General features: G+C 75.9%; 15 protein-coding genes. 3 read left to right on the top strand and 12 right to left on the bottom strand.

Annotated features, from left to right (window positions below; all coding sequences use genetic code 11):
- The first annotated feature begins 162 nt into the window (after positions 1 to 162).
- Both pepT and J3P29_RS09655 read left to right on the top strand, forming a co-directional pair.
- Positions 163 to 1,479, top strand: a complete 1,317-nt coding sequence (pepT, locus tag J3P29_RS09660; protein WP_210493113.1) for a peptidase T — start codon at positions 163 to 165, stop codon at positions 1,477 to 1,479.
- Positions 1,479 to 2,282: an SDR family oxidoreductase gene (locus J3P29_RS09655; RefSeq protein ID WP_210493112.1), complete on the top strand. Its 804-nt coding sequence runs from the start codon at positions 1,479 to 1,481 to the stop codon at positions 2,280 to 2,282. The genes pepT and J3P29_RS09655 overlap by 1 nt, the downstream gene beginning before the upstream one ends.
- Before the next feature lie 29 nt (positions 2,283 to 2,311).
- On the opposite strand, the gene J3P29_RS09650 is transcribed toward J3P29_RS09655, so the two are convergent.
- Positions 2,312 to 3,235, bottom strand: coding sequence for an oxygenase MpaB family protein (locus J3P29_RS09650; RefSeq protein WP_210493110.1), 924 nt, complete (start codon positions 3,233 to 3,235; stop codon positions 2,312 to 2,314).
- A gap of 60 nt (positions 3,236 to 3,295) precedes the next feature.
- On the opposite strand from J3P29_RS09650, the gene J3P29_RS09645 reads away from it, so the two are divergent.
- Positions 3,296 to 3,919, top strand: a complete 624-nt coding sequence (locus tag J3P29_RS09645; protein WP_210493109.1) for a TetR/AcrR family transcriptional regulator — start codon at positions 3,296 to 3,298, stop codon at positions 3,917 to 3,919.
- Positions 3,920 to 4,003: 84 nt separating this feature from the next.
- On the opposite strand, the gene J3P29_RS09640 is transcribed toward J3P29_RS09645, so the two are convergent.
- From J3P29_RS09640 to J3P29_RS09590, 11 genes are all read right to left on the bottom strand, one after another.
- Positions 4,004 to 5,701 (bottom strand): S8 family serine peptidase, encoded by a 1,698-nt coding sequence (locus J3P29_RS09640; protein WP_210493108.1) that lies wholly within the window; start codon positions 5,699 to 5,701, stop codon positions 4,004 to 4,006.
- Positions 5,702 to 5,918: 217 nt separating this feature from the next.
- On the bottom strand, positions 5,919 to 6,503 hold the full coding sequence (locus J3P29_RS09635) for a GNAT family protein (RefSeq protein ID WP_349239812.1): 585 nt from the start codon (positions 6,501 to 6,503) through the stop codon (positions 5,919 to 5,921).
- A gap of 88 nt (positions 6,504 to 6,591) precedes the next feature.
- Positions 6,592 to 8,025 (bottom strand): NAD(P)(+) transhydrogenase (Re/Si-specific) subunit beta, encoded by a 1,434-nt coding sequence (locus tag J3P29_RS09630; protein WP_210493107.1) that lies wholly within the window; start codon positions 8,023 to 8,025, stop codon positions 6,592 to 6,594.
- On the bottom strand, positions 8,022 to 8,411 hold the full coding sequence (locus J3P29_RS09625) for an NAD(P) transhydrogenase subunit alpha (protein WP_210493106.1): 390 nt from the start codon (positions 8,409 to 8,411) through the stop codon (positions 8,022 to 8,024). Before J3P29_RS09625 ends, J3P29_RS09630 begins: the two co-directional genes overlap by 4 nt.
- A complete protein-coding gene (locus J3P29_RS09620) occupies positions 8,411 to 9,550 on the bottom strand; it encodes a Re/Si-specific NAD(P)(+) transhydrogenase subunit alpha (protein ID WP_210493104.1) in 1,140 nt (379 codons plus the stop codon). Before J3P29_RS09620 ends, J3P29_RS09625 begins: the two co-directional genes overlap by 1 nt.
- Positions 9,551 to 9,852: 302 nt before the next feature.
- Positions 9,853 to 10,596, bottom strand: coding sequence for a leucyl/phenylalanyl-tRNA--protein transferase (aat, locus tag J3P29_RS09615; protein WP_210493103.1), 744 nt, complete (start codon positions 10,594 to 10,596; stop codon positions 9,853 to 9,855).
- Positions 10,597 to 10,631: 35 nt separating this feature from the next.
- Entirely contained in the window at positions 10,632 to 11,450 is an 819-nt protein-coding gene (locus tag J3P29_RS09610) for a thioesterase family protein (protein ID WP_210493102.1), read from the bottom strand.
- On the bottom strand, positions 11,447 to 12,244 hold the full coding sequence (locus tag J3P29_RS09605) for an alpha/beta fold hydrolase (protein ID WP_210493101.1): 798 nt from the start codon (positions 12,242 to 12,244) through the stop codon (positions 11,447 to 11,449). The genes J3P29_RS09610 and J3P29_RS09605 overlap by 4 nt, the downstream gene beginning before the upstream one ends.
- An 11-nt stretch (positions 12,245 to 12,255) precedes the next feature.
- Positions 12,256 to 13,338, bottom strand: coding sequence for a DNA polymerase IV (gene dinB / locus J3P29_RS09600; protein ID WP_210493097.1), 1,083 nt, complete (start codon positions 13,336 to 13,338; stop codon positions 12,256 to 12,258).
- A 76-nt stretch (positions 13,339 to 13,414) separates the two neighbouring features.
- Complete coding sequence (locus J3P29_RS09595; protein ID WP_210493095.1) at positions 13,415 to 14,137, bottom strand: septal ring lytic transglycosylase RlpA family protein; 723 nt, start codon at positions 14,135 to 14,137, stop codon at positions 13,415 to 13,417.
- A gap of 287 nt (positions 14,138 to 14,424) precedes the next feature.
- Positions 14,425 to 14,991, bottom strand: a complete 567-nt coding sequence (locus J3P29_RS09590; RefSeq protein WP_210493094.1) for a sigma-70 family RNA polymerase sigma factor — start codon at positions 14,989 to 14,991, stop codon at positions 14,425 to 14,427.
- Between the last annotated feature and the right edge of the window lie 83 nt (positions 14,992 to 15,074).

The raw sequence follows: 15,074 nt of genomic DNA, 5'->3' as shown, positions 1-15,074 counted from the left end.
CAGGTTCATGGTGGCGGGGGTCGGTGGACGGGGCCGGGCGGCGCGGAGCGCGTCGGACGGCGATTTCCTACTCACGGTAGCAGCGTTTCGCCGCCTTGTGCACGACTGTAGACGCAGAGTGGGACGCCCGGGGATCCCGTGCGCGGCGGTAGCGTGGCGTGGGTGTCCAGCACCGTCCCCCGCGCCCCGTTCTCGTCGCCGCTCGCCGAGGAGCTCGCCCCCGGGCTGCTCGAGCGCTTCGAGCGCTACGTCCGCGTCTCCACGCAGTCCGACCCCGACGCCGCGGGCAGCCCCTCGACCGCCCGGCAGCTCGACCTCTCCCGGATGCTCGTCGACGAGCTCCGCGACCTGGGCCTGCAGGACGCCCGGCTGGACGAGCAGGGCTACGTGTACGCGACGCTCCCGGCGTCCGCCCCCGCGCCCGACGACGCCCGCTGGCCCGCGGTCGGCCTGATCGCGCACGTCGACACGAGCCCCGACGCGCCGGGCGAGGGCGTCGAGCCGCTCGTCCACCGCGCGTACGACGGCGGGCGGATCACGCTGCCGAAGGCGGGCACGGTGCTGGACCCGGAGCAGATCCCGGAGCTGCGCAGCCGCGTCGGCCACGACGTCGTCACGGCCAGCGGTGACACGCTGCTCGGCGCGGACGACAAGGCCGGGGTGGCCGAGATCATGACCGCGGTGGCGTACCTCGTCGCCCACCCCGAGCATCCGCGACCGACGATCAAGGTCGGCTTCACCCCCGACGAGGAGATCGGCCGCGGCGGCACGAACTTCGACCTGGACGCGTTCGGGGCGGACTGCGCGTACACGATCGACGGCTCCGAGCCGGGCGAGCTGCAGGACGAGACGTTCACCGCCGCCCAGGCCGTCGTCACGGTCGAGGGCCACGACGTGCACCCCGGCTTCGCCACCGGCAAGCTCGTCAACGCCGCGCGCATCGCCGCCCGGATCGTGGCCGCCCTGCCGCCGGAGCTGACGCCCGAGGCGACCTCGGGCCGCGACGGGTTCGTCCACGTCCACACGCTGACCGGCACGGCCGCGCGCGCCGAGATCAAGGCGATCCTCCGCGACTTCGACGACGAACGCCTCGCCGCCCACGCCGCCGTGGTGCGCCGCGCCGCCGAGGAGGTCGCCGCCACGGAGCCGCGCGCGAGGGTCGACGTCGAGGTCACGCCGCAGTACCCGAACATGCGCACGCACATCGAGGCGTTCCCCCAGGTCGTGACCGCGGCCGAGCGGGCGATCCGGGCCGAGGGCCTCGAGCTCGTGCGCACGCCGATCCGCGGCGGCACGGACGGCTCGCTGCTCAGCGCGCGCGGCCTGCCGACGCCGAACGTCTTCACCGGCGGCCACGAGTACCACTCGGTCCGCGAGTGGGCGTCGCTGCAGGAGATGGCGTCCGCGGCCGCGACGATCGTGCGCATCGCCGAGGCGTGGACCGCCGACGACCTGCGCACCGCGCGCCGCGCCGGCTGATGCTCGACCCGGCCGGGGCCGTCGCCGTCGTCACCGGGGGCGCGTCGGGCATCGGTCGCGCGCTCGCCGCACGGCTGATCGCCGAGGGCGCGCGCGGGGTCGTGGTCGCCGACCTCGACGGCGCCGGCGCGGCACGCGTGGCGGACGAGCTGGGCGCCGCGGCGCGCGGCGTCGCCTGCGACGCCGCGCGGCAGGACGACGTGGCGGCGGCGCTCGCGCTGGCCGAGGAGGCCTTCGGGCCCGTCGACCTGTTCTGCGCGAACGCCGGCGTCGCGGTCGGCACCGACGAGCAGGACGACGACGCCGTGTGGGACCTGGCCCTCGACGTCAACGTCCGCGCGCACGTCCTCGCCGCCCGCCTGCTCGTGCCGGGCTGGCTGGCGCGCGGCCGCGGCTGCTTCCTCGCCACCGCGTCGGCCGCGGGCCTGCTGACCCAGGTCGGCTCGGCGCCGTACGCGGTGAGCAAGCACGCCGCCGTCGCGTTCGCGGAGTGGCTGGCGGTCACGTACGGCGACCGCGGGATCCAGGTCGCCTGCCTGTGCCCGATGGGCGTCGACACGCCGCTGCTCTCGGGCGGCTTCGCCGACGGCGGCAGCGTCGCCGCGGACGCGGTCCGCACGTCGGGCGCCGTGCTCACGCCCGACGCGGTCGCGCGCGTGGCCCTCGACGGCCTGCGCGCGGGCCGCTTCCTGCTCCTGCCCCACCCCGAGGTCGCGACGTTCGAGCGCCACCGCACCGCCGACCGCGACCGCTGGCTCGCGGGCATGCGGCGCCTGCAGCGCGGCCTGCGCACGGACGGCTGACGGGGCCGGGACGGACCCGCGCCCAGCGCTCAGACCGCCGCGGGGGCGGCCCGGGCGTCGGCGCGGCGAGCGACGGGCAGGCGCCGGACGGCCGGCGGCAGCGCCGGCCACGCGGCCCGCACGCCCGCGGCCAACGCCGCCAGGGCGGCGCGGTCCGCGGCGTCGTCCTCCAGCCCCAGGATCCGCCGCGCCCGGCCGGGTAGCGTCGCCCGCCCCAGCCACGGGACCGCGCGCACGACCGCGGGACGCGCCACCGCCCAGAGCGGGGCCGGCACCGCCCCCTGCGGCGGCGGCTGGCGCGGCAGGCGCCGGATGCCGAAGCAGGCGACCGGGGTGGCCTGCAGCACGCCGTCCAGCATCGCGTCCCAGTAGCGGCGGAACGCGTCGTGGTCGCGCGGCACCGGCCGCAGGCTGACGCCGTAGCGGGCGTACCAGGTGATCGACTCGCGGTACAGGCGGTCGAGCTGCTGCGGGTCCAGCGGCGTGCCGAACAGGCGCTGCCCGTCGACCACGGACGCGACGAACGTGGCGTGCGCCCAGAAGAAGGCCTCGGGGTCCAGCGCGTGATAGCCGCCGCCGGTAGGCGTCCGGCCCTGGATCCCGCGGTGCAGGTCCCGCACCGCCCGGCCCGCCGCGTCGGCGTCCGGGGCGTAGACCGTCCGCAGGATCGGCGTGCCGGAGCGCCACAGCCGGCCGAGCGGGTCGGCGAAGAACGTCGAGTGGTCGACGAGCGCCCGCGAGATCGTCGGGTGCATGACCTGGAGCGTCCCGGTGCGCTGCGCCAGCAGCAGGTTGCGCGCGTCGCCGAGCAGCCGCCAGAGCAGCGATCCCGGCCCGATCGGCAGGCCGAGGTCGGCGACCTCGTCCGGGTGCATCCCGCGGTCCCCCGCGGGCAGGTCCGGGGCCGCGCGCAACGGCGGTGCGGGGGCCGTCGGAGGAGACGTGGTCGGCATGCCGAGACGGTAAGGTGAGCGCGTGCTCGCGTTCCACTCGCGTTCGGGCCGGCGCCGCCGGTGACGCCCGCGCCCCGCCGCGTGCCGCGCCAGGCGCGCTCCCGCGCCCTGGTCGAGCGCGTGCTCGACGCGACGGCTCGCGTCCTGGAGCGCGAGGGGTACGACGCCGCGACGACGAACCGCGTCGCGGCCGAGGCGGGCGTCAGCCCCGGCAGCCTGTACCAGTACTTCGCCGACCGGGAGGACCTGCTCGTCGCGTTGACGGCCCGCTTCGTGCGCGGGTTCGAACGCGACCTCGAGCCGGCGCTGCGCTCCGCGATCCCGCTGGACCCGCGGACCGCGAGCGAGGGCGTCGTGCGGGCCACCCTCACCGCCCTCGAGGCGCAGGCGCCGCTGCTCCGGGCGCTGACCGCGCACGTGCCGGGCGACCGGCAGGCCGAGCTCGTCCGGGCGATGCGCAGCCGGGTCGCCGACCACGTCTTCGCCACCCTCTCGCGCATCCGCCCCGCCCCCGCGCCCGCGGACGCGGAGCGCTACACCTGGCTCATCCTCGAGGTCGCCCAGACGCTGCCGGTGCGCTACGTCGTCGAGCGTCCGCCGATCGATCGCGAGCGCTTCGTGGCCGACACCGTGGCGATCGTCCTGGGGCTGTACGACCGCGCCGCCCGGACCACCGCGGGCTGAGGGCCCCGGCGGTCCGGGCGGCGTCGGGGGCCCGCCGGGGCGGGCCCGCGGCCGGGCCGGCGGCGCGCGCCGCCGGCCCGGCGCTCAGCGTCCGCCGCGCAGCTGCGTGGCGTTCAGCGCGTTGACGGACCCGTCCCCGAAGAACGAGTTGTGCCGGGTCCCGCCCGTGCAGGTGGCGGTGTAGGCCGCCGGGTCCAGGTCGGGGTCCGGGTACGTCTGCACGCCGCCGGCCGGGCACGCCATCGGCACCGCGGTGCGGCTCAGCAGCCGCTCCGTCAGGCGCGGGTCGAGCGTCAGCCCGCCCTGGCGCCAGTCCCAGCGGCCGGCGGAGCCGACGATGAGCGCCGCGACGCCGGCGGCGTGCGGGCTCGCCATCGACGTCCCCTGCAGGTACTGGTAGTACGCGGTCGTGCCGCCCGACGTGTCCTTCACCACGAACGGCGTCGTCGGCTCGCCGGCCTCGTCGACGTCCCCCGCGGCGCGGGCGACGTTCTCGGGGTACGGCGCCAGGATGCCGTTCTGCGGCGAGCGGTAGCGGTCGGTGCCGGGGAAGTCCCGCACGTCGCCGCCGGGGGCCGCGACCTGCGTCTCCTGCAGGCTCCAGTTGGAGTAGTACGCCTTGCGCCCGCTGGGCCCGTAGGACGAGACGCCGACGACGCCCTCCGTCTCCGTCGGGACCGACAGGCACGAGTTGTCGATCGTCCGCTCGTACGCGGCGTCCGGCGGGTAGTCCGGCGAGCTGCCGTCCGTCTTCGGCGCGTCGATGTCGGTGTTCTCGTTGCCGAGGGCGGCGACCGGCGTGACGCCCTTGCGGCGGGCGTAGTCGACCGCGCGCTGCATCGCGACGATCGTCGTGCGCTGCTGCGCCTGCGCCTCCGGGGCGTCGGCGGGGTTCGCGCGGCAGTTGTACAGCCACGGGTCGACGTAGAAGCTCATGTTCACGACGTCGACGCCGTGGTCGGCCGCGTACGTGATCGCGTCGACGGCCGGCTGCACGAAGAAGTAGCCCGAGTCCTGCCCGGCGCGCAGGTTGACGATCTCGGCCTTCGGCGCGACGCCCGCGATGCCCAGGCCGTTCAGCGGCGAGGCGATCGTGCCCGCGACGTGCGTGCCGTGACCGTTCTCGTCGACGTCATTGCCGTCGGTGCAGGAGCCGTCCGGATCCTCGGCGCAGGGACCGTCGACGACCGGGTCGTCCACGGTGAAGTTGCGCGAGAGCGCCCGGTTGAAGTTCGGCGCGATGTCGGGGTGGCTGCCGTCGACGCCGGTGTCGATGATGCCGACGCGCACGCCCTGGCCCTGCCCGAACCGGTACGACCCGGTGGACCCGGCGCCGATCGCCGCCATGTCCCACTGGAGCGGGCTGAGCGGGTCGACGCCGGTGGCCGGCGGCGAAGGCCGGGGCCCGTGGTGGCCGCGGAGGGCCTCGCGGGCGTCCTGCGCCCGCTCCAGGTCCTGGCTGCGCTGCAGGCGCTTCTGCGCCTTCAGGCGGGGCACGCTGCCGATCGGCCGGCGCTGGGCGGCGCCGCTGATCAGCCGGCTCTTCACGGCGCGCGTGGCGAACCCGCGCGGGGCGGTGACGGCGCCCACGGCGACGCGGGCGTTGTAGTCGACGACGGTGCCGCCGGCCGCGCGGACGGCGCGCTCGAAGCGCGCCTTCGTCGTGCCGGCCTTCGCCACCACGGTGTACTGCTCGCCGCCGGACGCGGCGGAGGCTGGCGCCGCGGTGACGGCGCACGCCGCCGTCACGGCACCCAGCGCGACTGCTCGGTGGAGCTTCATGTGAGGGGGATCCTTCGGTCGAGCGCCCGGCCCAGGGACGGCCGGATCAGCTGGCGGCACCCTCCCACACCCGGAGGCGCCCGTGGGGGTGCGTTCGGTACGAACGCCGAGCGAATCGTTCAAACATTCGGCCAGGACCACCGCGCCAACGTCGTGTTGAGGCGCCGATCGGCCGATGAGGGCCGGCGGTCGCCGAGGGCCTCGTGCGGGCCGTTCCTCACGGCGCGTACGGCGCGGCGGCGGGCTCGTCCGCCAGCAGCGCCCACCGCTCGTGGTCCCGCCACTCCCCCGCGATGCGCACGTACCGGGGCGAGTAGCCCTCCTTGCGGAAGCCGAGGCGGCGCACGACCGCGAGGGACGCGGCGTTCGTCGGCTGGACGTTCGCCTCGACGCGGTGCAGGCCGTGGCGGCCGAACGCCTCGCGCAGCACGAGCCCGAGGCCCTCGGTCATGTAGCCGCGGCCCGTGTGCCCGGCCACGCCGTTGTAGCCCAGCACGGCGCCGCAGAGCGCGCCGTGGAAGATGTGGCTGAGGTTCGCGTAGCCGACGAGCGCGTCGTCGCGGCGCCGCAGGAACAGGTAGCCGGCGACGTCGTCGCGCCCCTCCCGCGCCAGGTACGCGGCGTACGCCTCCGGACTCGTGGGCGGCGACGCCCACCCGCGGTGCAGCTGACGGCTGCGCCGCATCGCCGCGACGAACGCGTCGGCGTCCGTCGCGCGCGGCGGACGCAGGTACAGCCGCGGGCCGACGGCCACGGCGAGCCGCTCCCCGGTCCCGGGGGCGCTGCGGTCGAAGGCGCTCACCGGCCGATCCTAGCCGGGCGCGGGGCCGCCCCCGTCGGTCGGGGACGGCCGCCGGGCGGCGCGCCACGGGTGGCGCGCCGCGTCGGCCTCAGAGGGCCTTGAGCTCCTCGGTGATGGCCTCGACCGAGCCCTTCGCGTCGCCGAAGAGCATGCTCGTCTTCGGGTCGACGAAGAGCGGGTTGTCGATGCCCGCGTAGCCCGAGCTCATGGAGCGCTTGAGCACGATCGTCGACTTCGACTCGTCGACGTTGAGGATCGGCATCCCGTAGATCGGCGAGTCCGCCTTGTTGCGGGCGTCCGGGTTCGTGACGTCGTTCGCGCCGATGACGAGCGACACGTCCGTGCGCTTGAACTCGCCGTTGATGTCGTCCATCTCCTTGAGCTGCTCGTACGGCACGTCGGCCTCCGCCAGGAGGACGTTCATGTGCCCGGGCATGCGGCCGGCGACCGGGTGGATCGCGTACTTGACCGTCACGCCCTTCTCCTCGAGCAGCTTCGCCATCTCGCGCACCGCGTGCTGCGCCTGTGAGACCGCCATGCCGTAGCCGGGGACGATCACGACCTGCTGGGCGTAGGCCATCTGGATCGCGACGTCCGACGCCGACGTGGAGCGGACGGTGCCGCCCGCCGCGCCGGCCGGGCCCGCCGCCGCGGTGGTCCCGCCGCCGAACCCGCCGGCGATGACGGACAGGATCGTCCGGTTCATCGCCACGGCCATCTGCTGGGTCAGGATCGTGCCGGACGCGCCGACGATCATGCCCGCGACGATGAGCGCCTGGTTGTCGAGCGCGACGCCGGCCGCGGCCGCCGCCAGGCCCGTGAAGGCGTTGAGCAGCGAGATCACGACGGGCATGTCCGCGCCGCCGATCGGCAGCACGAGCAGCACGCCGAAGACGCCCGCCGCGACGAGCAGCAGGACCATCAGCAGCTCGCTGTCCGTCCCGGCCGTGATCGCCACGGCCGAGCCGACGGCGACGACGCCCGTGAGCACCTGCGCGGGCAGCTGCAGCGCGCCGAGCGTCTTCGGCGCGCCGCTGATCAGCTCCTGCAGCTTCGCGAACGCGACGTTCGAGCCCCAGAAGGACACCGAGCCGACGATCGCCGAGAACAGCGAGAAGATCACGATGTACGTCGGCGTGAAGGCGAAGCCGCCGGACTGGCGGAACTCGGCCCACGCGATGAGCGCGACGGCGCCGCCGCCGACGCCGTTGAACAGCGCCACCATCTGCGGCATCGCGGTCATCTTCACGCGCTGCGCGGCGGGCACGCCGATCGCGACGCCGATGACGACGCCGAGGATGATCAGCAGCGGGTTGTGGAACGGGTCCACGAGCAGCGTCGTCACGACGGCGATGACCATGCCGACGGCGGCGATGCGGTTGCCGCGCACGGCGGTCTTCGGCCCCGTCAGGCCGGACAGGCCGTAGATGAAGAGCGCGAAGGCGACGATGTAGAGGACCGACTTGAAGTTGGCGTCGGTCAGGAAGGACGCCAGCGGCGCCGGCGTGCCGAGCGCCGTCATCGCGCCGCCCCCTCGCGGTCGGCGTCGGCGTCCGCCTTCGGCGTCGGCTTGCTCTTGAACATCTCGAGCATGCGGTCCGTCACGACGAAGCCGCCGATGACGTTGATGACGCCGAAGACGAGCGCGACGAAGAGGATGAGCTGCGTGACGAAGCCCAGGTCGGGCCCGGTCGCGAGCAGCAGCAGGCCGCCGAGCACGACGATGCCGTGGATGGCGTTCGTGCCCGACATGAGCGGCGTGTGCAGGGTGTTCGGGACCTTCGAGATCACGGCGTAGCCGACGAAGCCGGCCAGCACGAGGATCGCCAGGTTCGTCACGAGCGGGCTGGCGCCCGCGCCCGTGTGCTCCGCGGCCGCGACCACGGAGGTGATGGTGTCGACGGACATCAGCCTGCGGCCTCCACGGTCTTCTTGGCGCCCGGGTGGACGATCTCGCCGCCGCGCGTGATGCACGCGCCCGCGATGATCTCGTCCTCGAAGTCGAGCTTCAGGGTCACGTCGTCGCCCTCGCCCTTGTCGAGCATGAGCCCGATGAGCGACTGGACGTTGCGCGCGTACAGCTGCGACGCGTGCTCCGGCATCTCGGCCGCCAGGTTCAGCGGCGAGACGATCGTCACGTCGTGCTTGACGACGGTCTGCCCGGGCTCGGTCAGCTCGCAGTTGCCGCCGGTCTCGCCGGCCAGGTCGACGATCACCGACCCGGGCCGCATGCCCTCGACGGCCTCGGCGGTGACGAGGCGCGGCGCGGGGCGCCCGGGAACGAGCGCGGTCGTGATGACGACGTCGAAGCCCTTCGTGGCGTCCGTGAGCGCCTGCTGCTGCTGCGCCCGCTCCTCGGCGGTCAGCTCGCGGGCGTAGCCGCCCTCGCCGGCCGCCTCGATGCCCAGGTCGAGCCAGGTGGCGCCGAGCGACTGCACCTGCTCGGCGGTCTCGGGGCGCACGTCGTAGCCCGTCGTCCGGGCGCCGAGGCGCCGCGCGGTGGCCAGCGCCTGCAGCCCGGCGACGCCGATGCCGAGCACCAGGACCTTGGCCGGCGGGATGGTGCCGGCCGCCGTCGTGAGCATCGGGAAGAACCGCGTCGCGTGGTCGGCGGCGGTCAGCACGGCCTTGTAGCCGGCCACGTTAGACTGCGAGGAGAGCGCGTCCATCGCCTGGGCGCGCGAGATCCGCGGGATCGCCTCCATCGCGAACGCCGTGGCGCCCTTGTCGCGCAGCGACGCCGCGGTCTGCGGCGAGCCGAGCGGCGAGAGGAACCCGACGAGGACGGAGTCGCCGCCCAGCCGCGCGATCTCGTCGGCCGTCGGCGGCGCGACCTTCACGACGACGTCGCGCGACCACACGTCCGCGGTGACCTCGGCGCCGGCCTCGGCGAAGAGCTCGTCGGGGATCAGCGCGTGCTCGCCGGCCCCGGGCTCGATCGCCACGCGCACGCCCTCGGCGGCGAGGCGCTTGACGACGTCGGGCACGAGCGCGACCCGGCGCTCGCCGGCCGCCGTCTCCCTCGGCACTCCCAGCGTGACCGTCATGGCCTCACCCGGCTCGGGTCGGGTGCGTTGCGTCGTGACACAGCTACATCTCCCTCGTGGTCGTGGCCCACATCACTACTCCCGGTAGGAACGTATCCCGCGCCGGCCCGTTCGCGCGCTGCGGTCCCCCGCGCGCCCGCCTCCCCCGGCTCCGGGGGGCGGAGTATGTCGTAGATCGCGGACGGCGCACAACGCCGCCCGCAACCCGTTGCGCGCCGCGGCGGCACGCCGAGTGCCAAACGGTCGTTTGGTTGATTCCGCCCGGTCCGAGCGCCATGCCGAGACGGAATGTCTCGCCCCGCTCAGCGCGCGCCGTCGCGTGCCCCGAACGGCGCCGCGGCGCCGCCGACGCCCGACAGCGCGGCCACGAGCGCCGCGCCGTCGACGGGCCGCGCGTCCCGCCGGAGGGCCGCGGGCCGCAACCCGGACGCGAGGGCCGACGCCAGGCCCGAGCGGTACGCGTCCTCGGCGATCTCGACGACGCCCAGGCGCGCCGTGTGCTCGGTGCGCTGCTGCACGTCGAGCAGGCGGTAGCCGGCGTCGCGGATGCGGACGGCCGCCGACAGCACGGCGGCGCTCCCCGCGTCGGGCGCCCGGTGGAACATCGACTCGAGCGTGTGCGCGCGGCCGATCGCCACGCCGAAGGTGCCGCCGACCAGCTCGTCGCCGTCCCACACCTCGAAGCTGCGGGCGTGCCCCCAGCGGTGCAGCGCGCGGTAGGCCTCCTCCAGGCGCGGCGTCAGCCAGACCTCGCCGCGGGCGAGGCCGGGCCGCTCGGCGCAGCCGGCCAGCACGGCGCCGAACGCCTCGTCGACCGTCAGGCGGTACCCGCGCGCCGGCAGGGTGCGGCGCAGCGTCCGCGGCAGCCGCACGGCGTCGAGCGGCAGCACCGCCCGCGGGTCGGCCCGGTAGGCGGCCACGCGGAAGCGCCCGTCCTCGTGGAGCGTGTCCATCGGGAAGGCGCCCTGCTCGTAGACGAAGAGCATCCCGGGCGGATCCAGGATCCACCCGCCGTCGTCGCTGTGGGGGCCCGTCGCCGCGTCCACCTACGCGCCACCGTAGCGGGTCGGGGCCATCCGGCTCAGGCGCGGGCCTCGACGAAGAGCGTCTGCGTGGCGGTGCCGAAGCGGCCCGCCGCGTCGTGCAGCTCGGTCGTGGTCAGCCCGGTGCCCGCCCGGTCCAGCTCGGTTCGCGCCCGCAGCCCGATCCACTCGCCCGCCGGGTCCCGGTGCAGCGCCACGTGCAGGTCGCAGTTGACGAAGACGTAGTCGGCCATCGGCACCGGGCACGACAGGCCGTTGCCGAAGTCGGCCGCCGCGGCGGCGCGCTGCGCGGCGGTCGGCGTCTCCTCGCCGACCACGGGCACGCGCAGGCGCAGCCACGCCGCCGCCCCGTCCGGGGTCGGCTCGCCGAGCGGCGCGTCCCCGAGCGGACGGATCTCCACGGCGTCCGGGTGGAACGCGCGCCCGCCGTCGACGACGAACCAGGCCGGCGCGGCCGCCCGGCCCTCCGGCGGCGCCAGCTCGGGCCACGGCATGCCGACGCCGGCCGGCAGCGGCACCCGACCGCGGCGCAGCAGCGTCGCCTGCACCTCCATCGCGGTCCGGCCGCCGGCGCGCAGCTCGCCGTGCACGACCTGCAGGCGGCGGCCGCTCTTGCGGACCGTCGTGCGGATCTCGACCGCGCCAAGCGGCACCGGCCCCAGGAACGTGAAGGCGAGGGAGCTCACGCGCAGGTCGGTCCCGGCCGCGTGGGCCTCGACCGCGCGGGTCAGCAGGGCCGCCGGGGCGCCGCCGTGGGCGCTCGCGGCGTCCCACGGCCCGCGCGCCACGTCGCCCAGCTCGAGCCGGACGACGTCGCCGTCCTGCGCCGTCACGACGGCGAGGGCCTCGGCGCTCATCCGACGAGGTCCGTGCGCTCGACGTGCTCGGCGATGACGCCCGACAGCTGGCCGCCCTGCCAGGCGATCGGGGACTTGCCCTCGTCCTCGACGACGAGCCGGGCGTCCGGGAACGCCTCGGCGTACGCGCGCGCCACGGCCAGGGGATGCCCCGGGTCGGCGTCGTCGTGGTCGCCGACGACGGTCACCGGCACGTCGACGCGGGCCAGGTCGTCGTAGCCGCCGAACGGCGCGCTGCGCGGCACGCCGCGGACGGCTTGGGCGAGCGCCCGCGGGTGCTCGTGCACCGACAGCCGCTGGTGCGTGATCTTGCGGACGGTGTCGCGCCAGCCCTCGGGGATGCCCGAGAAGTCGAACGCCTCGACGAACCCGTCCGCGCCGCCGCGCTCGAGACCCGCCGCCAGGCGGTCCCACCGCTCGAGCGACGCGGGGTCGGTCTCGCGGCCCGGCTCGTGGGCGGGCGTGACGACGACGAGCCCCGCGACGAGGGCCGGGTGCTCGAGCGCCACGCGGATCGCGGTGTGCGCCCCCATCGACGCGCCGACGAGGACGGCCCGGTGCACCTCGTGCTCGCCGAGCACGCGCACGAGGTCGTCGGCCAGCGCCGCGTAGTCGTAGACGTCGTCGTCGGCCGGGTCGGACGCACCGTGCGCTCGGGCGTCGTACGTCAGCACGCGGTGCCCGGAGCGCTCCAGGCGCCGGCTCCCCATGACGACGTAGCGGTGGCTGGCCGTGAGGCCGTGGAGCAGGACGACGGGCGGGCCGTCGCCGGCGACTTCGACGTGCAGACGCATCGCCCCCAGTCCTAGCAGGCGTGGTCGAGCGGCAGCGCGAGCTGCACCCCGGGGCCGTCGAGCAGCTCGAGCGACGCCATGCGCACGCCGAGCAGCCGGACGGCCTGCGCCGGGTCGTACTCGCGCAGCATGCCCACCGCGGCGTCGGCGAGCGCCTCCTCGTCGTCGACCGGCGTCGCGAAGGTGCGCGACCGCGTGATCGTGGTGAAGTCCTTCAGCCGCACCTTGATCCCCACGGTGCGGCCGCGGCGCCCCTGCCGCTCGAGCGCCTCGAACAGCCCGAGGGCCAGGCGCCGCAGCTCGGCCTCCTGCTCGTCGCGGTCGTCCAGGTCGATGGAGAACGTCGTCTCGCGGCTCTCCGACACCGGCTCGCGCACCGGCACGACGGGCGCGTCGTCGTCGAACCGGCAGCGGCGCCACAGCCACGGCCCGGTGCGCGGGCCGTACCACGCGGCGAGCTCCTCCTCGGGGACGGCCGCCAGGGCGCGGATCGTCGCGATGCCGCGCTGGGCCAGGTCGTCCGTCGTCTTCGGTCCCACGCCGCCGAGGATCCCCGGCGAGGCGTCCGCCCAGCGCCGCCAGGCGGCACGACGGTCCAGGACGCAGAACCCGCGCGGCTTCTCCGCGTCGGACGCGAGCTTGGCCACGAGCTTGTTCGGGCCGATGCCCACGGAGACGTGGAGCTTCGTCTCGGCCAGGACGCGGCGCTGCAGCCGGCGCATCGCGCTCTTGGGCATCGCCAGGTCGGAGAGGTCGACGTACGCCTCGTCCAGGCTCATCTGCTCCACGACGTCGACCTCGTCGCGGATGATCGACATCACGTGGGCCGAGGCCTCGGTGTACGCGTCGCGGTCGGGCGGGACGACGATCGCCTCGGGGCAGCGGCGGCGCGCCGTCGAGAGGGGCATCGCGGAGCCGACGCCGTACGTCCGCGCCTCGTACGTGGCGGTGGTGACGACCGAGCGCGGGCCGTCGTGGGCCACGATCACCGGCTTGCCGCGCAGCTCGGGGCGCCGGAGCAGCTCGACGGAGGCGAAGAACGCGTCCATGTCGAGGTGGCCGATGCACCGAACGGGTGTTCCCTCCTGGGGCACAGACGCAGGGTACGCCAGCGCCCGGCGGGGCGGGCCGGCGCCGGCCGCGCCGTCCCGCGGGGCGCGCGGCGAAGGCCTACCGGTCGACGAGGATGTTGCCCGTCGTGCCGAAGCCCAGGCGGGCCTTCGTCGCGGCGGTCAGGTCGAACTCGCGGCCGCCGACGTACGGGCCGCGGTCGACGACGCGGGCGGCGACCTGGCGGCCGCCCAGGCGCAGCGTCAGCTTCGTGCCGCACGGCAGCGACTTGTGCGCGACGCCGATCGTGCCGGGCGTCAGGCGCCCGCCGCAGGCCAGCGCGCCGCCGTACAGGCCGGGGCCGTAGTACGAGGCGAACGCGCGGCGGAACCCGTGCACGCGGCGCACGCGCTCGACGGCGCCGGGCGAGACGGACGCGCGGCCCACGATGCGCAGGCGGGCGGCGCGGTCGCCGACGCGCGCGATCTTCGTCGTCACGCGGAAGCGGCCGCGCGCGCCGACGGCGTCGCGGTCGGCGACGCGCCAGCGCCCGCCGCTGCGCAGCTCCAGGCGCACCCGCTGGCCCTGCGTCGCGTGGGCGACGCGGCCGGCGTAGACGGCGGTGCGGCCGACGAGGCCGCTGCCGCGCTCCGTGGCGACGCGGAAGGCGGGCTTGCGGGCGGCGGTCGGCGCCGGGGCCGCGACGGGGGCCGCCGTGGCGGCGGCCGGGGTGGTGCCGCCGCCGGCGGCGCCGGCGGTGACGGGGGTGGTGGCGATGGTGGCCAGCACCGCCCCGGCCGCCAGGGCGGCACGGGTCGGCGTGACGAACACGTCACGGTTCAAGGGGTGTCTCCTCGTCCGGACGCCTACGGAGTTAGCTGACGGGCTCGCGACCGGCGCCCGCGCACGTCCTGTGCGCGTGGCGGCGACCGCTACGGGCGGCTCAGCGCCCGATTCGCCCCTGCCGGAGCGCCCGGTGGGGCGCGTGGGTCCGGCGGTGGGTCCCCCGCTCGGCACGCGCAGGGGCGTGCCGACTCGGCGTCATGAAGGTCCCAAAACGATACGGGGATCGCACGGGCAGCGTCCGTGCGACCCCGCACATAGGCGCGAAACCCCCGGCGCCGAGGGGCTCAGAGCAGCTGCGAGATCATCGTCAGGAGGGTCGCGGCGGCCATCTCGGAGCTCTCGAGCTCGGCGCGCATGCGGGCCAGGCCGAGCCGCAGGCGACCCTTGACGGTGCCGAGCGGCAGCCCCGCCCGGTCCGCGATCTCGCTCGCGGTCAGGTCGCCCCAGCACGCGAGCGCGATCGCCTCGCGCTGCGGCTGCGGCAGCGCCGCCATCGCCCGCAGCAGCGCCCGGCGCGCCTCGCGGCGCTCCGCCTCGCTGACGACGACGTCGGCCGACGCGGGCAGCGGGGCGGTCGCCAGCCGCTCCGTCGCGCGGCCCGCCGCCTGCCCCGAGCGCAGCAGGTCGAGCGCGCGCGAGCGGGCGACCATCCGCACGTAGGCGCCGAACGGCCCCCGCGCGGGGTCGAAGCCCTTCGGATCGCGCCAGACGCGGACGAAGACGTCGTGCACGACGTCCTCCACGTCGGCCCGACGCCCGGCCGGAGCGAGGATCGCCGCCGCGGCCGTGGCGGCGGCGGGCGCGTGCTCGGCGTACGCGCGGGCGAACGAGTCGGGGTCGCGGAGATCCATGGGCGGGGTCCAGTGTGCGCCACGCCGGAGCGGGCCGCCCGCACAGAGTACCGCGACGCCAGGCCAGCGCCAACGCGCCATCG

Source organism: Patulibacter sp. SYSU D01012 (assembly GCF_017916475.1).
In the GTDB taxonomy this organism is placed as follows: Bacteria; Actinomycetota; Thermoleophilia; order Solirubrobacterales; family Solirubrobacteraceae; genus Patulibacter.
This window is presented reverse-complemented; position numbering and strand designations above follow the sequence as displayed.

Bases quoted from the DNA above. Each gene is read 5' to 3' on its own strand.
- J3P29_RS09625 (WP_210493106.1), bottom strand. From the start codon at position 8,411: ATGTCCGTCGACACCATCACCTCCGTGGTCGCGGCCGCGGAGCACACG.
- J3P29_RS09610 (WP_210493102.1), bottom strand. From the start codon at position 11,450: ATGAGCGCCGAGGCCCTCGCCGTCGTGACGGCGCAGGACGGCGACGTC.
- J3P29_RS09640 (WP_210493108.1), bottom strand. From the start codon at position 5,701: ATGAAGCTCCACCGAGCAGTCGCGCTGGGTGCCGTGACGGCGGCGTGC.
- J3P29_RS09620 (WP_210493104.1), bottom strand. From the start codon at position 9,550: ATGACGGTCACGCTGGGAGTGCCGAGGGAGACGGCGGCCGGCGAGCGC.
- J3P29_RS09630 (WP_210493107.1), bottom strand. From the start codon at position 8,025: ATGACGGCGCTCGGCACGCCGGCGCCGCTGGCGTCCTTCCTGACCGAC.
- J3P29_RS09650 (WP_210493110.1), bottom strand. From the start codon at position 3,235: ATGCCGACCACGTCTCCTCCGACGGCCCCCGCACCGCCGTTGCGCGCG.
- J3P29_RS09655 (WP_210493112.1), top strand. From the start codon at position 1,479: ATGCTCGACCCGGCCGGGGCCGTCGCCGTCGTCACCGGGGGCGCGTCG.
- J3P29_RS09590 (WP_210493094.1), bottom strand. From the start codon at position 14,991: ATGGATCTCCGCGACCCCGACTCGTTCGCCCGCGCGTACGCCGAGCAC.
- J3P29_RS09605 (WP_210493101.1), bottom strand. From the start codon at position 12,244: ATGCGTCTGCACGTCGAAGTCGCCGGCGACGGCCCGCCCGTCGTCCTG.